General features: G+C 43.4%; 21 protein-coding genes. 16 read left to right on the top strand and 5 right to left on the bottom strand.

What is annotated here, in order from left to right; genetic code table 11:
• Positions 1-253: 253 nt before the first annotated feature.
• The 5 genes from F0364_RS23725 (at position 254) to F0364_RS23705 (ending at position 3,026) form a co-directional block, all read left to right on the top strand.
• On the top strand, positions 254-640 hold the full coding sequence (locus F0364_RS23725) for a nuclear transport factor 2 family protein (protein WP_153800310.1): 387 nt from the start codon (positions 254-256) through the stop codon (positions 638-640).
• 348 nt (positions 641-988) lie between these two features.
• Positions 989-1,312 carry an ArsR/SmtB family transcription factor gene (locus F0364_RS23720; RefSeq protein ID WP_153800309.1) on the top strand — a complete coding sequence of 108 codons (324 nt, stop codon included), beginning with the start codon at positions 989-991 and terminating at the stop codon, positions 1,310-1,312.
• Between the two features lie 5 nt (positions 1,313-1,317).
• Positions 1,318-1,785 (top strand): SRPBCC family protein, encoded by a 468-nt coding sequence (locus F0364_RS23715; RefSeq protein WP_153800308.1) that lies wholly within the window; start codon positions 1,318-1,320, stop codon positions 1,783-1,785.
• A 59-nt stretch (positions 1,786-1,844) separates the two neighbouring features.
• Complete coding sequence (locus tag F0364_RS23710; protein WP_153800307.1) at positions 1,845-2,423, top strand: YdeI/OmpD-associated family protein; 579 nt, start codon at positions 1,845-1,847, stop codon at positions 2,421-2,423.
• A gap of 36 nt (positions 2,424-2,459) precedes the next feature.
• Complete coding sequence (locus F0364_RS23705; RefSeq protein WP_153800306.1) at positions 2,460-3,026, top strand: DUF4256 domain-containing protein; 567 nt, start codon at positions 2,460-2,462, stop codon at positions 3,024-3,026.
• Positions 3,027-3,051: 25 nt separating this feature from the next.
• On the opposite strand, the gene F0364_RS23700 is transcribed toward F0364_RS23705, so the two are convergent.
• Positions 3,052-4,398 carry a T9SS type A sorting domain-containing protein gene (locus F0364_RS23700; protein ID WP_153800305.1) on the bottom strand — a complete coding sequence of 449 codons (1,347 nt, stop codon included), beginning with the start codon at positions 4,396-4,398 and terminating at the stop codon, positions 3,052-3,054.
• A 440-nt stretch (positions 4,399-4,838) separates the two neighbouring features.
• On the opposite strand from F0364_RS23700, the gene F0364_RS23695 reads away from it, so the two are divergent.
• From F0364_RS23695 to F0364_RS23680, 4 genes are all read left to right on the top strand, one after another.
• Complete coding sequence (locus F0364_RS23695) at positions 4,839-5,639, top strand: alpha/beta fold hydrolase (RefSeq protein ID WP_153800304.1); 801 nt, start codon at positions 4,839-4,841, stop codon at positions 5,637-5,639.
• Positions 5,640-5,934: 295 nt separating this feature from the next.
• Positions 5,935-6,303, top strand: coding sequence for a hypothetical protein (locus F0364_RS23690; protein ID WP_153800303.1), 369 nt, complete (start codon positions 5,935-5,937; stop codon positions 6,301-6,303).
• Positions 6,304-6,433: 130 nt separating this feature from the next.
• Entirely contained in the window at positions 6,434-8,140 is a 1,707-nt protein-coding gene (locus F0364_RS23685) for a S8 family peptidase (RefSeq protein ID WP_235921230.1), read from the top strand.
• 23 nt (positions 8,141-8,163) lie between these two features.
• Positions 8,164-8,676, top strand: coding sequence for a DinB family protein (locus F0364_RS23680; protein WP_153800302.1), 513 nt, complete (start codon positions 8,164-8,166; stop codon positions 8,674-8,676).
• 757 nt (positions 8,677-9,433) lie between these two features.
• Here F0364_RS23680 and F0364_RS29060 read toward each other — a convergent pair.
• The gene (locus tag F0364_RS29060; protein WP_207632849.1) at positions 9,434-9,664 is read right to left on the bottom strand and encodes a hypothetical protein; all 231 of its coding nucleotides are present in this window, start codon (positions 9,662-9,664) and stop codon (positions 9,434-9,436) included.
• Positions 9,665-9,699: 35 nt separating this feature from the next.
• Positions 9,700-10,116, bottom strand: a complete 417-nt coding sequence (locus F0364_RS29055) for a DUF421 domain-containing protein (RefSeq protein WP_207632848.1) — start codon at positions 10,114-10,116, stop codon at positions 9,700-9,702.
• 326 nt (positions 10,117-10,442) lie between these two features.
• Here F0364_RS29055 and F0364_RS23670 point away from each other — a divergent pair, with 326 nt between their 5' ends.
• The 5 genes from F0364_RS23670 to F0364_RS23650 all read left to right on the top strand — a co-directional run bounded on the left by F0364_RS23670 (position 10,443) and on the right by F0364_RS23650 (position 13,430).
• Complete coding sequence (locus F0364_RS23670) at positions 10,443-10,631, top strand: CsbD family protein (protein WP_153800301.1); 189 nt, start codon at positions 10,443-10,445, stop codon at positions 10,629-10,631.
• A 300-nt stretch (positions 10,632-10,931) separates the two neighbouring features.
• Positions 10,932-11,489: a carboxymuconolactone decarboxylase family protein gene (locus F0364_RS23665; RefSeq protein ID WP_153800300.1), complete on the top strand. Its 558-nt coding sequence runs from the start codon at positions 10,932-10,934 to the stop codon at positions 11,487-11,489.
• A 154-nt stretch (positions 11,490-11,643) separates the two neighbouring features.
• The gene (locus tag F0364_RS23660; RefSeq protein ID WP_153800299.1) at positions 11,644-11,841 is read left to right on the top strand and encodes a hypothetical protein; all 198 of its coding nucleotides are present in this window, start codon (positions 11,644-11,646) and stop codon (positions 11,839-11,841) included.
• 32 nt (positions 11,842-11,873) lie between these two features.
• Positions 11,874-12,500: a pyridoxamine 5'-phosphate oxidase family protein gene (locus F0364_RS23655; protein WP_153800298.1), complete on the top strand. Its 627-nt coding sequence runs from the start codon at positions 11,874-11,876 to the stop codon at positions 12,498-12,500.
• Positions 12,501-12,518: 18 nt separating this feature from the next.
• Positions 12,519-13,430, top strand: coding sequence for a helix-turn-helix domain-containing protein (locus F0364_RS23650; protein ID WP_235921229.1), 912 nt, complete (start codon positions 12,519-12,521; stop codon positions 13,428-13,430).
• A gap of 173 nt (positions 13,431-13,603) precedes the next feature.
• On the opposite strand, the gene F0364_RS23645 is transcribed toward F0364_RS23650, so the two are convergent.
• Positions 13,604-14,635 carry a hypothetical protein gene (locus F0364_RS23645; protein ID WP_153800297.1) on the bottom strand — a complete coding sequence of 344 codons (1,032 nt, stop codon included), beginning with the start codon at positions 14,633-14,635 and terminating at the stop codon, positions 13,604-13,606.
• Positions 14,636-14,902: 267 nt separating this feature from the next.
• Between F0364_RS23645 and F0364_RS23640 the strand changes: the two genes are divergently transcribed.
• Positions 14,903-15,508: an SMI1/KNR4 family protein gene (locus tag F0364_RS23640; protein WP_207632847.1), complete on the top strand. Its 606-nt coding sequence runs from the start codon at positions 14,903-14,905 to the stop codon at positions 15,506-15,508.
• Positions 15,509-15,755: 247 nt separating this feature from the next.
• Here F0364_RS23640 and F0364_RS23635 read toward each other — a convergent pair whose 3' ends face one another.
• The gene (locus F0364_RS23635; protein ID WP_207632846.1) at positions 15,756-16,604 is read right to left on the bottom strand and encodes a TIR domain-containing protein; all 849 of its coding nucleotides are present in this window, start codon (positions 16,602-16,604) and stop codon (positions 15,756-15,758) included.
• A gap of 366 nt (positions 16,605-16,970) precedes the next feature.
• Here F0364_RS23635 and F0364_RS23630 point away from each other — a divergent pair, with 366 nt between their 5' ends.
• Positions 16,971-18,902, top strand: a complete 1,932-nt coding sequence (locus F0364_RS23630; RefSeq protein ID WP_153800294.1) for a hypothetical protein — start codon at positions 16,971-16,973, stop codon at positions 18,900-18,902.
• The last annotated feature ends 267 nt before the right edge of the window (positions 18,903-19,169 follow it).

Here is a 19,169-nt window from a genome sequence, read left to right as displayed (position 1 = left end):
TTTATCCAAGCATTGTCAAAACCGCTTTATTTCTCTTGCTTTTCACGCATCCGCCTTCGATTCCGAAGTTTCGGAACTCAGGCTTACATCCTTTAGTCAAACGAAATTGATTTAAGATTATCCAATTCCGCTGCCAGGTTAAAATTGCCGCCTGTCTAAATCACCCCGTTACAAAGTCCGGTTTACGCCCCGCCCAAGTCATAACAGGTCAATACTTTCGTTTTGTAAAACTTAACAGGTAAACAAAACAAAAATGACAACCACAAAAACAAACAACAGCATACCCACAACACAGGATGTTGCCACCCGCTTTAACCAGCTTGCACAACAGGAAAAATGGTTTGAAATACAGGATGAACTTTTTGCAGATAACGTAACAAGCATTGACCCGCCCAACGCTTTTAACCTCGGCTACGCCGAAGGCAAAGCACAGGTGCGCAAAAAAGGCGAAGACTTTGTAAAAAAGATAGAAGCCGTGCACAGCGCACACACTACAGAACCTGTTGTTGCCGGCACTCATTTTGCCGTAGGGCGGCAAATGGACGTTACCGTACAGGTATTGGGCAGGCTGCAGATAAACGAAGTAATGCTGTACGAAGTAAAAAACGGGCAGATAGTTTTGGAACAATTCTTTTATTGAACAATCCCGCTTGCATCCAATATCCGTTCTGCTTTCTTTCTGAAAACATGCACCTCAGCAGGGCTGCATTTCCTACCCTGTGAGAAAAGCTCCATAATGAATCCAACCGCACAAGAGTGCGACGCAAGTAAAGCCTCAAAATGGTTCCTGCTGCCGGGCTCATAAAAATGTCTTTCCCGTACAACAGAAAACACCCCTTTAGGGGATGGGGGTAAACGCCCCTTTAGGGGATGGGGAGTGTTCCTCCAGCCGGGCCCATAAAATTTTTCTCCTAAGCATAAGGACAAAACAAAATTAATTTGCGTAGCTACTTAACTACACTTAAATTTGTAGCCAAATAGCTACGCAATGAATTTAAGACGTGATGTTTTCCAGGCCATAGCAGACCCAACAAGAAGGGCTATTCTGTTACTGGTAGCCACACAATCTCTTACGGCAGGGGCCATAGCAGCCAACTTTAATACTGCCAGGCCCACGGTATCCAAACACCTGCAAATACTTACCGAATGTGAACTGCTGACCCAGGAACAAACCGGCCGGGAAATATACTATCATTTAAACGGTCAAAAAATGAAGGAAATAGCAGATTTTATCGAGCCCTTTCGCAAAATGTGGGATGACAGGTTTAACAAGCTGGAAGGCATTATGAAAAAATACATACCTAAAAAATAGCTGCCATGGAACGTAAAACAAAAGTGCATGCCGAAGACGGCAAACAGGAAATAATTATAACAAGGGAATTTGACTTGCCATTGCAACTGCTTTTCAGGGCTTATACAGAGCCCGGAATTGTTGAGCAATGGATGGGCACCAAAGTGCTTAAGCTGGAAAACAAAAAGCATGGCAGTTGGCAGTTTGAAACAACGGATGCCGGAGGCAAGGTGGTTTTCAGGGCCAACGGTACAATACACGATTTTGTTGCGGAACATAAGATTACCCGCACATTTGAAATGGAGAATACGCCCTTTGAAACTCAGCTTGAATTTTTAGAATTTGAAGCACTTACTGATGACAGCAGCAAGCTTACCATGCACATAGTGTACAGGTCTGTGGCGTTAAGGGACAAAATGCTGCAACTACCCTTTGCCCAGGGCATTAATATGGCACATAACCGTCTCCAAAACTTTGTACAACAATTAAAATAACAGGGAGTACAAAGAGAAGATAGAAACCCTGTTCCTGCAAACCAATAAACTTAACCGGAATGAACCATAAAGTGGATTTTTATTTTGACAAAGCTAAAAGCTGGCAAAAAGAAATTGAGCAATTGAGAACAATTGCCCTTGACTGCGGGCTAACCGAAGAACTGAAATGGGGCTGCCCTTGCTATACTTACCAGCAAAGCAATATTGTGTTAATACATGTGTTTAAAGAGTACTGTGCGTTTTTGTTTTTTAAAGGCGCATTATTAAGCGATGCCAACAGTATACTGGTACAGCAAACGGAAAACGTACAGTCTGCACGCCAAACACGCTTCACCAATATTGCGGAAATAACGGAACTGGCCCCTGTATTGAAAGCTTATATTTACGAAGCCATTGAAGTGGAAAAAGCGGGCTTGAAAGTTACGCTGAAAAAGACTGAATCATTCGCTGTTGCAGAAGAATTTCAACAAAAATTAGATGCGTTACCTGCTTTAAAAGCCGCTTTTGAGGCACTGACGCCTGGCCGTCAAAGGGCTTACCTGCTGCATTTTTCTTCAGCCAAACAATCTGCTACCAGGGTATCAAGAATTGAAAAATGTATGCAGCAAATACTTAACGGCAAAGGATTAAATGATTAACAAAAACACACCCGCTTAACGAAACAATATAGAAGCATGAAAAACAATAAAACCGGTTTGCCGCCACAACAACGTAAAGAACTGCTGAGTACATTGGAAACACGCTTTAAGAAAAACATGAACCGCCATAAGGGCCTCGAATGGGCGGCCATACAGGCCAAACTGGAAGCTGATGAAAAAAAATTATGGTCGCTTAATGAAATGGAAGAAACGGGTGGCGAACCAGATGTTGTTGGTCATGATAAAACAACAGACAGGTACATTTTTTATGACTGCTCAGCGGAAAGCCCTAAAGGCCGCAGGAGCCTTTGTTACGACCGTGAGGCGCTGATATCAAGAAAAGAGCACAAGCCGGCAAACAGCGCTATTGATATGGCAGAAGCCATGGGTATTGAATTACTGACAGAGGAACAATACCGGGCATTGCAGCAATTGGGCAGTTTTGATACAAAAACTTCGAGTTGGATAATCACTCCGGGCAATATCAGGAAACTGGGCGGCGCCCTATTTTGCGACCGCCGCTACGACCATGTTTTCCTTTATCACAACGGCGCGGAATCTTACTATGCCGCCAGGGGCTTCCGGGGCTCGCTGAGCGTTTAAAATGGTATAAGAGTTAATTTCTTTGCTAATGCACCAGCAACACCTGAGAAATATGGTGCCGTCCCAAACTGATACGTAAAGTATATTGCCCTGCAGCAAGATTTGGCAACTGAAGGTCTTTTGTTGCTGCACCGGTTGCAGACTGCACTTCCCAGGTAGCCACCAACATACCGGTGGCATTAAACATTTTAACCTTCGCTTTTTCAGCGGGCATATTAGCAGGCCATTTAAGCTTTAAAACACTGGCGCCGGCCACAGGGTTGGGGTACAGCACAGGCATTTGTGCTGCCACCGTAGTCATTTCAACCCGAACAACACTAAACAAGTGAAAGCTGCCATCAAAATCCACCTGCCGCAAACGGTAAAAAGTCATACCCCGGTAAGGATTGCTATCAACAGTCCGGTAGGCATATCCTGTGGTAGATTTAATAGCTTTTACCGTATCCAATGCAGAAAAAGTAACGCCGTCGGCGGAACGCTCTACAACAAAAAAATCGTGATTGATTTCTTCGGTTGTTACCCATTCTACTACAGCGGAATTACCCGAAGCAAAAGCCCTGTAGCTGCTTAGCGTCACGGGCAGTGTGCTTTCATCCCTTGCCGGGTGCAACAGCATCCACTCGTAAATATTGTAACCATTTTCGCGAAAGGCCGGGTTGTATGTTTTAGTCCAGGCATCGTGAGAAACAGTATCAAACAAGGTTACCATGGCGTCAATGTCTGGCTTTTGCGCATTAATAGCTTCAATATAAGCGGTGGTTTTAGCTACATCTACCAGGTCGTCTCCCGTATTATGCGTAGCCCATACCGCCAGGCCGCTTTCTGCAATAATTTTTGCTTTGGCATTTGTTACGTCCGATACTCCGCACACCGGTACAATCGCCCTTATGGCAGATGCGTTCCTGCTGCTTTCACCTGCATAATCCCATATAAGGCCGCCGCCCATACTGGGGCCGGTCAAGAAAATACGATCTGCATTTACAGGATATTCAGAACGCACAAAGCTTACCACATCTTCAAGGTCGGCAATCTGTGGCCAGGCTGCAAACTGCGGCGAAATAACTATGTAACGGTGCGCTTGGCCATCTACCGAAAAGCTTTTGGGAAAATCACCATCGTCAATAACCTTGGGAACACCATTGGCCAGCAAATTTTTCAATTGGGTGGTTCCGTTGCCCAGGTTATCTGCACCATGCAGAAAAATAAGCACAGGATAAGTGGCGTCTTCCGTATAACCTTCAGGCAGGTATTCATAATAACCATTACAGTTGCCACCTATTTTTTGCTGACGGGCCGTATGGGTCTGGCCGTTTGCGTTAAAAAAAATGCATGAACAAAGGGTTATCAATACCAGGGTGTAAATGTGTTGCATAGCCAGCGTTTTTGTTAAATCAAATGTGAGTTTAGTACGATGTTGCGCTATTTAAACCGTACAATTCCTATGCCCAGGTTGTATTTGGCTTGCCTACGCGTTAATGTAGATTTTATAACCCCTGCTGTCGCTTTTCCGGCCGGTGGCATGGTGTTATTTCCACGATTGCCACAGGTGGCAAACAGCTTACGCTGGAATTATGCTTTTATTATTGGCCCGAGACAAGAATGCCCCCTGCCCTTGAGGAATTTTTATGGGCCCGGCGGCAGGAACTACCATTAAGCTTAACTTGCGTCGCACTCTTGTGCGGTTGGATTCGCTACGCGGCTTTTCCCGCATGGTAGCATAGCGGGCTTTCCTTTCATTGAATGCTGTATGTAGCTTTACCATAAAATTATCCGGCAATAAGCCGATATTTAGCTTACCAGAAACACCATCTTATGCGTTCATTTACCTGTTTTGTGCTTTGCACTATGTTATTGCAGTTTTCTTTACATACCGCCAGCCATGCGCAAACAGACGGTTACTACGTCTCGTTCGATTCTGTAAAAATTCATTACCAGGTTGCAGGCTCAGGCAAACCTGTACTGCTGATACATGGCTTTACCAATACCGGCGCCGCATGGAAAAAGAAGCCTTTGTATGACAGCCTGCTGGCTGCGGGTTACCAGGTAATTGTACCAGACCTGCGTGGCAATGGCCTGTCAGACAAACCCCATACGCCGGAAGCCTACGCCAACGATGCCGAAGCAAAAGACCTGCAAGGCCTTTTGAAACATCTTGGTATACAGCAATACAAAGCCATTGGATACTCCCGTGGCTCTATTATACTGGCAAGGCTGCTTGTACTGGACAGCAACCTTGTCACTGCAGTTATGGGCGGCATGGGGCCGGATTTTACCAACCCCGCATGGCCCCGGCGCATTGCCCTGTACAATGCCTTAATCAGCGATACGGCACAGGGCTTTGAAGGCCTTAAAAAACGTATTGTAACTGAAGGGTTGGACAGGCTTGCTTTTGCTTACCAGCAAAAAGAACAACCTTCCACACCAAAAGAAGCATTGGCTAAAGTGCATCAAAAAATACTGGTGATATGTGGCAATGAAGATACCGACAGTGATGGCAAGGCATTACAACAATTGTTTACTAATGCTGTTTACAACAGTGTGCCCGGCGACCATAATACAGCATGGGGAACAGGGGCCTTTGCAACAGCGGTGTTGGCATTTTTTAACCGTTAGCGGAGAATCAATCTCAGGAGCAAATGCATTTATCTTACCGCCTAAACCGTCCGGGCAACGGTGTACCTGCTGTTTTGAAAAACACAGGTTTAATTTTTCGCATTGGTTTTGAGAATGCGAAAACAGCAGCGAAAATCTTGAACCCGCCACATTCATGGCTGTTTATACGTCCAAAATATTTCAGCTATAGCCCAAAGCTTTGCTTACAAGCCCTTTTGCAACAAAATGTAAAGTGCAGCAGGGCAGTTCATATGCGTCCATGTGCTTATATTTAGCTTTTGAACAAAATAAATTTATGAACGAAGTAATTGCTGCCATAGAAAGAGCCACCGCCCTGTTGTTGAAAGTAACGCCATCCTCGCTGGAAGCAGGTTTCCTTAACTCCATCCAGTCAGGTTTAGAGCAAATAAATATTGCCGGCCTGCTGAAAGATATGCCACAGCCCGAACCACAAAACGGTGATTCTGAAGAAGAAACAGAAAAAGACAGCTCCGGGAGCCTTAACCTGGCAGACAGCCTGAACAGGAAAATTCATCCTTTAAACGAAGCGCTGGATAAGGTAAAAAAGCTACGTGAAACGCTTAACCTGGAAGCCCTTGATGGTATTATAAAAGCGGGGCAGCAGGTGGTAAGGCCACTGTATAATTATACGGCCGGCCTGTAATAACGTTTAGCCGCCGGTGCATTTAATATTAAAATTCGCTAAATTGCCTTAACAGTATTGTAAAATTACCTCCTGAATTATGCTGCGTAAAAGCTATTTTGCAATTTTGTATTTATCTCAACGAAACCGCATGATGTTAAGGCATATAAAACTTTTGCTTGTTTGCTTACCTGTTACTTTCACTGCAAGTTTTTCTCAATCTGACCTTAAGGGCTGGCACCTGCTTGACCATGAAAAAGACGGTTTCTACGGTATCAGCCTGGAAAAAACTTACAACCTTCTTAAAAACAAAACCGGCAAGCCCATTATTGTAGCCGTTATAGATTCCGGCATAGATACCACCCAGGAAGATTTGAAAAATATTCTGTGGCGCAATACAAAAGAAATTCCCGGTAATGGCATTGATGATGATGGCAATGGCTATGTGGATGATTACTACGGATGGAATTTTTTAGGTAACCGTTCCGGCAACAACCTGAAGAAAGACGTAGACGAGCGTACCAGGGTTTATTACCGTTACAAAAACAAATTTGCAGGCACCGCCATTAATGAAGACAGCCTTAGCGATAACGATAAGCAGCATTACGAACTTTGGCAAAAAGCGGCCAGCGAAATGAATGCAGGCTCTGAAGAACAGGTGGAGCTGATGTTGCTGGAAGTAACCCTTAAGTCATTAAAGAAACACAATAAAATCCTCCAGTCAGAAATAGGCAAAGAAGAGTTTACTTACGATGAAGTGGAAGAGTTTCAGCCGGAAGCCACAAAAACCAAACAGGCCAAAATGGGTTACCTTACCTGCATGAAAATGCTGGGCTTTGAAAAGGATGAAAAGAACAGCCACATTATTGATGAACTCTCAGACTACGTGGAAACCCGCAAAGAAGCTTCTGAAGCCAAAACAAAAGCGCCGCCTGATTACCGCGCAGAAATAATTGGTGACGACTATTTTAATATCAACGATAAATTTTACGGCAATGCGGATGTAATGGGCCCTAACCCAATGCATGGTACACATGTTAGCGGTGTAATAGCGGCACAGCGGGATAACAATATTGGCGTTAACGGTGTAGCATCCAATGTAAAAATAATGATGGTGCGTGCCATACCGGATGGAGACGAATACGACAAGGATGTGGCGCTGGCGGTAAAGTACGCGGTTGACAATGGCGCCAGGGTAATAAACATGAGCTTTGGTAAAAGTTTTTCACCTGAAAAAAAATGGGTGGATGAAGCTATACGTTATGCAGAAGCGCATGATGTATTGGTGGTGCACGCCGCCGGAAATGAATCCTATAACATTGATGAAAAAATAAATTATCCTAACAACCAACTGATAGAGTTTAACAGTACGGCTACTAATTTTATTAATGTTGGCGCCAGTAGTGATCCAAAAGTAACAGATGGCAAAATCATCGCAGACTTCAGCAACTTTGGCAAGCACAATGTGGATGTATTTGCCCCGGGCGTAAAGATATATTCTACGCTGCCCGGCAAGAATTCTTACGGTTACCTTAAAGGAACCAGCTTTGCCTCGCCTATTGTAGCCGGTGTGGCCGCCCTTATACGCTCCTACTACCCTGAGCTTTCAGCCAGGCAGGTTAAGTATGCCATTGAAAAGTCTTCTATTGAACTGACTGATTCTACTCTTAACATACTGCGCCCCGGCACCGGCGAAAAAGTATGCCTTGATGACCTTTGCAAAACCGGGGGGTTTGTAAATGCCTATACAGCCCTTGAGCTTGCAGGAAAATTAAAACCGGAATCAGACCCAACTAAAAAACAGGTGGCCGACAAATTACCCAAAGCTACTTTCAAGAACCTGAAAGCAAAAGATTAAGACACCTGCTCACACACGCCATTATGCCAAAACCTTCAGCTACAGATCATGCCCCGTATTTTCAGCGCTACATCAACCTTGTACAAGGCGATAACATTACTGAAGCAAAATATAACCACTCAGCACCGCTTGCTGCTTTTTATGATACCCTTCCTGACGATAAGGCTGACTATGCCTATGCACCCGGCAAATGGACCGTTAAAGAAGTACTGCAGCATGTAATAGATACTGAAAGAATTTTCAGCTACCGCATGTTGCGCATAGCCCGCAATGATAAAACGCCTTTACCTGGCTTTGATGAGAACGACTTTGCCAACAATGCCGGTGCAGCCCTCCGCACACTCGCATCGCTTAAAGAAGAATTTAAAGCGGTAAGGCATGCCACGGATTTGCTTATCAGTTCCCTTACAGAAGAGCAACTGATGCATACCGGCACTTCAAACAACGACAGCACAAAGGCCAATTCAGTAGCGTTTATGGTGTACGGTCATTTGCTGCATCACCAAAGAATACTGGAAGAAAGATATCTTGCTTAACAGCTTCCACAAAACTTTTCCTTTTTTACTTTACGGTTACGGTCGGTTACCACGTAAAGAAACCAACATTTATACTGCAATGCTGCGGGACAATGTCATTAAGTTAAGGTTGTCAGCCTGAGCCTGTCGAAGGCGGATTCGTGAAAAAGCAACTTGCATAACCCGGTTTCGACAATGCTTCGATAAACTCAGCAGGATAAATACCCAACCTGACACTTGTTTCCTTAACTTATTGAAATTTTGCCGCCGCCCAATGGTATTAAGTTAAGCCCCATCGGGGCTTCCTGTTTGTAGAAACAAAATCATTTTAGATAAACGGATGCCACGGAGTGGCTACCCAATCGTCGCTTAAGGGTAGCCGCTATGCGGCATAATTCCTTTGTTGGATGCTATTTCTACAAACATGTAGCACCTACGGCGCAAAAAACAAAGTCTTTCTCCTTAACTTAATGACATTGTGCAGCGGGATGCCGGCTGTTTTGTTGCGTAAAGCAATGCAGTAGTGTGCGACGCAACGATGCCTCATGGCAGTGCCTTCTGCCGGGCCCATTATTATTCTAAACAGCGAAGCTGTTCTCATTTAGAAAGTGTACCGCATCGTTTTTCCCGGAGGTTGTTTCAGGTCTGTTTTCATACCGCTGTGCTGTTGCTGCGCTATGTATCTACAGGCGGGTGCGCCTTTTACCAAAAGCGCAAAGTTGGATGGCTGGCACTGACATCGCTAACTCTTTTGGCTCTGGCGTGCATGGTTGTTGCATTAGGCAATTCTTTTACTTCTTATTGCCGGTTTCCAGGTTTCACCACCACAGTCTGTGCATTTTGCCGGAACTTTTTCATCCGCAACATATCCGCAGGTATCGCAGGCATGTGGCAAACCCTTATTTGCCAACTCAGCGGAAAAAGCCTCCGATGGAAATATGGGCAAACCGGTTATTACCTCTTCATCCTCAAAAAAAAGCGGGCTTATCTCTCCCGAAATTTCTAACAATACCGTTTTTACCTGGCCCAGGTGCTCCACATTTCTTAACCTGAGCTCCGCAAAAGTTCATCCCTTGACATGCTGGAGCCGGTAAGCGCCTCGCATAATATCCTGCCGTTATTGATAATGTACACGGGTTTGCCTTCCAAAAGCCGTTCTGCCCGCTTTGGACGGTCTGTTAGCCGGGTTACCAGTATGTAAAGCCCGATAATAACGCCAAATACGGTAAATGCAGGGAGAAGCCCTACATCTTCGTAAAACATAGGGTCCCCGGCTGGGGAGCCAAGCCCGATGATGAGCACCAGCTCAAAAACGGACAGTTGTTTTATGCCCCGCTTACCCGAAGCCCGCAGCGTTACCAGGATAACCACAAACATGATAACCGTCCGGAACACCACTTCCAGCAAAAAAGTGTAGGGAAGTTTGTTCATCAATATTCTATCCAGTTCAATTTCCTGCATGGTGTGTAAGTTTAAAGCAAAAAGGTATTCTTTTTTATCAGCGCATTTGGTAAGGGCTGATTATTTTTTACCCGGTGGCAGGTCACTAAATCAACACTGAATTTTACGCACGGGTTGGCCATAATTTTAACGGGCAGCCTTTGAATACAACGTTGATGTTCCAGGGCTTGGGCTCTTACTGCTTACCTGTTTGCTTAAGGGGCATAAAAGCTACGATTGCCTGAAGTTTCTACAGCCAGGTATAGAAATTTCTACCGTTATGCATTGGAACGGCCTGGCATAATTTTTTCAACCTGTTTACCATTAGCTAACTAAAAACGATTGTTATGGACAAACTGGAAATTAAGGGAAAATGGAACGAATGGAAGGGCAAACTGAAACAAGCCTACGGCGACCTTACGGACGATGACCTGAAATACGAAGAGGGTAAGGATGATGAGCTTTTTGGCAGGATTCAGCAAAAGACCGGGAAAGCCAGGGATGAAGTGGTGAAATGGCTGAAAGGTGAGCAATAATTTGCCCGGTTTACATAATGTAATGGCGCCTGTATAGGGCGCCTTTTTTTATTCCGTTACAACCATAATCCGTTTAACAAAAGTTGCACAGCCGTTTACATACCCCACATGCTGTTTCATTAGCTGCAGAAGAAACATAGATTTAACATGCACAGGCTAATTACAATTGGCAAAGCATTCCACGCACCCACCTTAGCGGGGAATTTTATCCATCCCATTGCGCCGTCTCTCCATTTTTAAAAAGCACCAGGTCTGGCAATTTTGTGTTGTTAACAACAACAAAAAATAAAACTATAAGCAATGAAAACTTTCACAGTACCAACAAGAGAAGAAGTAACGCCGTCAAACCAGGCAATTTTTGACAACCTTACCAAAGCCCTGGGCTTTGTGCCTAACCTTTATGCAACACTGGCCTATTCTAATAATGGATTGGGCAGATACCTTGCTTTTCAAAATGCAAAAAGCACCTTAAGTAACAAAGAAAAAGAAGCAGTAAACCTTATTGTTAGCCAGGTAAATGGTTGCGCATATTGCTTAAGCGCCCATACGGTAATTGGTAAAATGAACGGCTTTACAGATGACCAGTTATTAGATATACGCAGGGGCAAAGCAGAGAATACAAAACTAAATGCACTGGTTAAATTAGCAGAAAGTATTACGGAAAACCGTGGCAGAGTGGAGCCTGCACTGGTTGACAATTTCTTTGCGCAAGGCTACAACAGGGAAAACCTGGTTGACCTGATTTTACAGGTAAGTGATAAAACAGCCATGAACTATCTGCACAACCTTACACAGGTTCCTGTTGATTTTCCGCCAGCGCCCCCATTAGAAAAAGAATCTATTGCAAGCCTCAATTAATATGGCTATTTTGGAGAATAACCCGGTGCTGTTGCCCGGGTTTTTCATACAGGGAAAACTGTCCATCCCCCGGCGGCATTACTCCATTTTACCGGTGCTAATTAAAGCAGAACTTTGTTGTAGAAAAGGCTAAGAAAATTTAAATAACCATTATATGAAAAAGAACTTATCAGAAAGCAAAGAGACACCCGCAGAAGAACTCGTCGTGATACCGGATGAATGTGGCGACAGCTTATGGGATGCGGTATTGCAGCAGGAAGAAAAAAAACAGGATGCAAAAACCTCTGAACACGCTGCTCTGTTGCTTAATAATATTGATGCGGCAAAAGCATCTACAACTTTGCAGCCTTAACGGGCAAAATTGCACGGCAGAAAAAAATTGTTATGGCAAAAAATTTTGGAGCACTGGCTTTTACTGACACGGTAAAAGCCCTGCAGGAAAAATATGGCAGCAGGTCAAGTTATGCCAGGATGGAAAGGGAAAAATATGTAGATGGGTTAACGGAGCATGAAGTAAGGTTTATTGCTGAGCGGGACAGCTTTTACATGGCCAGCATAGGAGAAAATGATTTTCCGTACATACAACACCGTGGCGGGCCGAAAGGGTTTGTAAAGGTGCTGGATGCAAAGCGTATTGGCTTTATAGATTTCAGGGGAAACATGCAATACATTTCTGTTGGCAACATTGCCGGCAATAATAATGTTGCATTGATCATGGTGGATTATCCTTCGAGAACAAGGTTGAAGATACTGGCAAAAGCCGAAGTGGTAGAGTTAAAAGACAACCCCGGCCTGTACAACCAGCTTAATCTTTCCGAATATAAATTTAAACCGGAAAGAATGATGGTATTGCATATAGAAGCTTACGACTGGAATTGTCCGCAACACATTACGCCGCGTTATACGATTGAGGATATCCAGGACGCTTTTGAGGCGCAAAGAGACCATATTGCAAAACTGGAAGCAGAAGTAAAAGAATTGAGAAGCCAGTTGAAACAGCAACAGAAATGATGTTGGCAAAGTACTTTTATGCAAAGGTTTAAAAAGCATTATTCGGATATGTACACACAATCAACTTTTACGCTTGTAAATCCACAGAATGGCAACCTCGCTTTCAAATACCTGGAGTTTGAAGACAACAGCTTTTTTGACCATATTCAGCGCAATAATTATTTCGCCCTTATATGGGTTACTGATGGTGACGGCAAACTAAAGGCGGATTTTTCTGATTACGATTTTGCAGCGAACAGTTTGTTTGCTTTTTCGCCTTATCAGCCATATATGTTTTCTGCAGGTTCAGCAATAAAAGGCATTGCTGTTTATTTTCACTCTGACTTCTTTTGTATTTACAAACATCACAAGGAAATATCCGGCAATGGTTTATTGTACAACAATATTTATCAACCCCCTTTTGTAGCCGTAGATGAAAGTTCAGCCGCCACGTTCAGGATGCTTGCTGACCAGATAAAAACTGAAATGCAAAAGCCTGAACTTGCACAACATGAATTACTTGTTTCTTACCTGAAGATATTTTTAATAACCGCGGCACGCTTAAAAATACAGCAGCAACCTACAGCCGCGGAATCAGTAAAGGATGATAAAGAACCCTTTATTCTGCAAAAATTAAAAGATGCTATTGAAGCAAATTTTAAAACAAAACATTCGCCTGCAGATTATGCGGAACTGTTGTACATCTCGCCAAAAGCACTGGCAAAAATGACCAGGTCGCATTTCAATAAAACACTCAGCAGCCTTATCAATGAGCGCATCATTATTGAAGCGAAAAGAGAATTATATCTCACCAACAAAACAGTAAAAGAAATTGCCTGGGAACTGGGTTATGAAGATGAATATTATTTCAGCCGGTTTTTTAAAGTAAATGCAGACGTATCTCCGCAATTGTACAGGGAAACAGTTGGTTTTGCCCGGGCTACAGCATAACAACAAAAAATATGATTGTCGTGCTATGAATTTTCGGGATACCAGCGTCCGGCTTTTCATGGCATCCAGGTTGCGTCGCAAGCACTTCATCGTTCTGTTCATTGGGCGACTTTTACGCGGGTATTATTGCTTACCACATTAATAAAGAGCACCTGTACAGGTAAAGAGGGCACTTACACAGAACGCCGCGGCCTTATAGATTCAATGTATTCAGATAGTATTTGTTGTAGTGGTGTTTTGTCAGATACCAGCTTAATGTTTAATGTACGGAGATACACCGGGAGGTCTGCAAGCCGGCTTGCTTCACGGGTGTAGATAAGCGGTACCATCTTTAATGCATGTGCATAACCTATTTCATACATTACATTGTCGTTGGCCACGGTAATATCAACAATTACCCCGAGTGATGTTTGGATAGCGTCTGCAAAGTTGCTGGATATTGCATTGCTGACAGGAAGAAGATCAAGCCGCAGCGGAATCATGTGTTTTCTTATTTCGGGCTCTATGATAGATTCATAAATGGTTTTATGAACATCATCGAAAGGGCAAAGCACAAGGCACTTTCCAAATCTTGCGGTGGCTATCAGGGATACAACGGCAGAAGCCGCCGCTGATATATCGGTCTGGATGGTTGCTTCTAATTGCGACAGGCATTTTTCAAGTGCGCCCGGCTCAAAAGCAGATTCTATGCGGGCCCTGTGCCTGTTCAGCGCAGTTTTTGAATCGCCGCCTGCAAATGGTACAGGAAAAACAGGAACACCAAGCTCCAGCGCCTGCTCAATAACCACTTCTGTATGTTTTCTACCGGAAATGGTAATAACAAGGTTCATAGCGGCCACCATGGCCAACCTTCTGCCCAATGGTGTGCGGCCAGCCATTGTGCGTGTGGTAATGCCATCAGCATCGCTCATTCTTTCAACACCCTCTTCGTCTCTCCTGTTATCAAGAGCCGGCTCCGGTATCCATGCTTCAAAACATTCTTTTAGGCTTATGCCCTGCTCTGCCGCGAACTTTTGTGCGCCACGCAAAGCGGCAACATCCGTTGATATGGCTTCGGGTGTATCGTGGGAAAAGCGAAAGCCACCTGTAACGATAACCGCATCATCTCTTGTTTTTAAAATGCTGTAAGCAAGCTCCGAAATAAACGGAACAGGGGCTCCTTTAAGGTCTGTACCACCATAAATGCAAATGCGTATGTTTCTCATAACGTGCGGTTGAAGGATGTGAATGCGTTGCTTAAGCAAAGTTGGTGAAAAGGATGCTATTCAGTGACTATAAAAAAAACAGCGTCTAATGTATCAATGTTAAGGCAGCGGGGGGTAACTTGTTCACGGCTTTCAAATTCATTATTATGGAGGAGTTTTAAAATAAACCCTGGATAGCAATAAAACATTTATATTCAGAGAACGGTATTCAACGCAGCATGCGTTTGTAGTAAATTGCTTTGATTTAATTAGCCCTAACATATGAATGTGAAACAACTTCTTGAAAAAGTTAATAATGATTTTTTTGTGGAGAATGATGCGCAGTATATTGAGGTAATGATTGAAAGAGGTGTTTTAAGCAGGGAGGCAGCAGAAAGCAAATGGCTTGGTTATCCACCAGCAACTAAACTGCAAATTAAAGCTAAAGAAAAGTTGCTTGGCACAAATCTTCCTCCCTCCTATAAACAATTCTTGCTAATCTCAAATGGCTTTAGTTACACTTCTTTCTTTTTAGATAATTTACTTCCTATACAGCAAATAGACTGGGCAATACAAACAGAAGATAGTGTTTGGCTTGAGTATGACTTTGATATAGACATTTCAGATGAAGAATATGCCTGTTATGATGAAAATCAGGATTCGGCGAGATATAGACATCAATACTTGAAGCAAAGTCTGAAAATTTCGAATTGGTACGATGGAATGTGCATCTTTCTTAATCCTGTAATAAAACACAACTTGGAATGGGAGGTTTTGGAATATGCAAACTGGAAACCGGGAGCAAACCGTTATAAATCATTTAAAGACTTCCTGGTGAAGACACATAATACCAACCTCATGATTATTGAAGATAAGAAGGCTAATAACATGTAGAGGTAGCTAAATACCAGCATTATTGTTAGCAAGGGCTAAGATTAAATCTCTGAGGTTGAATAAAATACTTTGTCAATTTGTTGGATGAATGAGTCGTTATAGTTTATTTAGTTTCCGCACAGTGCTCAACCGAAGCGCTTCTCCGCAATTAGTCCCCCATTCTCTCAAGAATGTCGATTGATAATGCTAGCGCAAGACTCATGCGTTAGCCTTGTGCCGGCTGCTCTGTCGGAATGCCGGCTAAGAATTATCCAGGCAAATCACACCCCTCAAATATACTTTCGCCTATTTTAGACTTATCAACTACATAATTAGTTCCGTCGTCATCCGGCAATTCCAAAACAACCTCATACTGTAATCTTGCTAATGCCCCATTGTCAAAGTGAACAATTGCCGACATTTCAAAACCGCCATAAGCCCAAATTTCAATAGCAAATTTATTTACGCGGTCAGAAGTAAGGCGGCGTGGCCGTTTAAATGCCTTGTGAAGCTTATATTCCACTTCGGTAATACTGTCCAGAACCTGTCGCGGCCCATCCAGAGCAATCCTTAACGGGTAATGTTCATATCCAGCAGCCTCATCCCCAACTATTCTGTAAGGTATTTTTGCACCCCTTTTTTTAAGGCTGGATTTAATACTCAGATCTAATGTTTTAGGAGAAACATAATTGACTCTTTTCATTTGTTTTAACCTTTTTCCCGTTATTCCCTGAATAATTCTGGCGAGATTTTCTTTGGAGATTCCATCCCTGCAGTCTACCCACATAAATTGCCGGAGGAAAATCGGAAGCTTTATGTCGGGCTCGTTGCCTTTTATCAAAACAGGTATAACCGGTATTCCCCTGTTAATAGATTCGTCAATTACCACCCGCATTTCAAAACTATGCCACTTTCCTATTTCGCTTCCAATTATGATAGCTACTGAAGGAATTTCTTCTAACAGCATCTCCAATTGACTTTGCCATGATTGACCTGGATTTATCTCTTCATCAAACCAAACATTAATTCTATGCTCCTTTAATCGCTTAACAATCTTTCTAACGGCAATTTGGTCTTTATGGTTGTAACTGATGAATACATCAAACTTCCCTGGCATAAAATAAAATTTTAAAATAATCATTTACCCAACCTACGCAACAATGGCCCTTTGTTCTTGCGCTTTACCCTTGGCACAATACATAACAAATTATCACAAAATCTATTGGGAAGCAAAAAAGCAGTTGTAATTACAGCGAAAGGTTGAAAAGCATGCGCAGTTCAATTAAAATGTTATTGTCCTTGTTGGTCTGCTAATCATCAGATACTGGCCGGCAACCACCGTGGCAATAAACACCTCAGCTTTGTGCTATTTTTTAAGCCTTAAATTACAACTGATACAATGTTGCCCAAAATATTGCCTGATATCGCCGGGCACAAAAATTGCCTATTTTAGGGAACAAATCTTTATTTCAACTCAAATCTCATGAAACCCATAACTTTCTTTTTTATTTTTTTGCTTGTATCAGTATTTGATGCATCGGCGGAAATTGAAATCAACACGAACACATCGGTAGCCGCCGGAAACAACGTTAGAATTATATCCCGCATTAGCTCCACCTACCAGTTATCCAGTGTAGTAGCTACGTTAAAAGATCGTACCGATACACTGACATATAACGTCACTGAGGCATATTTTGAAGGCAGCATTTCGTTAAGCGGAATAAAACAGGGAACTTATCAATTAAGTGTTACCGCTAAAGATGTATTTGATAACCACGAAACAAAAACAGTCAACTTTTTGTTTGATCAACCGCCGACAATAATAGCCGGATTACTTCCTCATTCTGTAGCCAGGCCACAACTGCCGATTGTACTAAAATGGGATGACCTGGATATCTGCACCGTATCAATTGAATGGCGTGACTATAACTTAAGTGGCTTACTATACAGCGGCAAGCATAAAGATTCATTAAACATAACGGTTGACCTTGCCAGGTCTAACGGCCGCAGAGGTGAGATATGGATTTTTATTACTGACAAAAAGAACCAGGAGACGATAAGCGATATACCTATTTATGTTGACAGCAGCTCCACCCTTACTGAATATTTTGTTGCCAACACACCTATTCTGGATTTTAACTATAACCGTGTTTTAGTAGCGGGAAATGGTCTTCCTGATAACCCAATTGTGACTGATATAACTACCGGCCAGTCAACAGTAATACCCGTAAACTCGAAGGTTTCCAGGGCACTTATAACACCCTATGGAGCCTTGTTGCGAACAGCATCGAACACACTTTATGACTGGAACAGGGACTCTGTTTATGCGCTGGATGTGAATGGATCCACTTCAGATATTCAGGTAGCGGGTGATTATGCCATTTGGGACAGCATGCTACGGATTGCGCCAGGTAGTAAGCTTACGAGAAGAAACCTGGCGACACTCGAAAGCGAAGCGGTAACGATGAATTCCGGAACTTCAGAGAACAGTGTTGCCGCTAATGGGGTAGTTGCATTTTTTAATGGTGATATCTACAAGTATGAAAATGGGGTAACCACCAATTTAACAGCTAACAGCGGCAAAAACAATAACCGGCCCCGCACAGACGGCAATTATTTTGTATATAACCGGCAGGTATCAACCAGTGAATTTGGTGAACTGCGCCTGATAACACCTGCCGGTGATTCGGTGCTCAGCAATATTACTTCAGAAGAGCAATCTTTCGGTACAGATGAAGTTTACCAGGTGAATAACAAGTTTGTGGCCTATGCCAAGCTCGGAATAGCCAAGGAAAGGCAATTATTTGTAAGGGACAGTTTTGGCAATCACGTGCAACGAACTTTCTTTGGCTCAAACAGTGTTATGGAATTGCTTAATAACAATGGCGAGATCGCTTTCAGAACCGCAAGCAAGCGCCACCTGTCATTCAACAACGGGCAAACGGAGCCTATATCTTCTGTTTGGGGCAAACCATATTATAACGATTCGGGCTGGTTTGTTGCAATAGGCAGGGTGCTATTTAAAGTAGCAGATGCCGTAACCGGAAAAAATCCCGTATGGACAGGGAAAGTTAATAAAAACTGGAACAATCCCGCAAACTGGACCTGTAATTGCGTTCCTGCAATTGGCGCAAATATAACGGTTCCACCGGGCGGACAGCCGGTACTAAATGAAGATGTAGTAATCGGTTCCCTGGCACTGGATGGTTCTTTGGATATTGCAGGGCACAGCATTACTATCAATGGCGCTGTTGCCGGCAATGGTAACTTCACCGGTTCTCCCACTTCATCCATGATCATTAACGGCAATGCCGGTATGCTCAACTTTACACAGCCGGGGCGCCTGCAATCGCTTAAGATAAATGGTAATGGTAGTGCACATGTACCACCCGGCTCTTTAACAATCGGGCCATAAAATGTAGGAAAACTTTTGAACTCACACGCTGCCTACCTGAAGTAATTGCCCGGGAAGTCTACTGCTAAAGGACTTTGCGGAAGGGATCAGAGAATAATGTGAAATAAAAATCGATCCCCCCTACCCTGCGGGAAAGGCTGCGTAGCGAACAAAAAGTACAAGAGTGCGACGCAACGATGCCTCATGGCAGTTCCCTCTGCCGGGCCCATAATAATTTTTAAACAGCGAAGCTGTTTTATGATAAAAACCACCTCATTTGTTCCGGGA

It is taken from the genome of Foetidibacter luteolus, assembly GCF_009650435.1.
GTDB lineage: Bacteria > Bacteroidota > Bacteroidia > Chitinophagales > Chitinophagaceae > Foetidibacter > Foetidibacter luteolus.
This window is presented reverse-complemented; position numbering and strand designations above follow the sequence as displayed.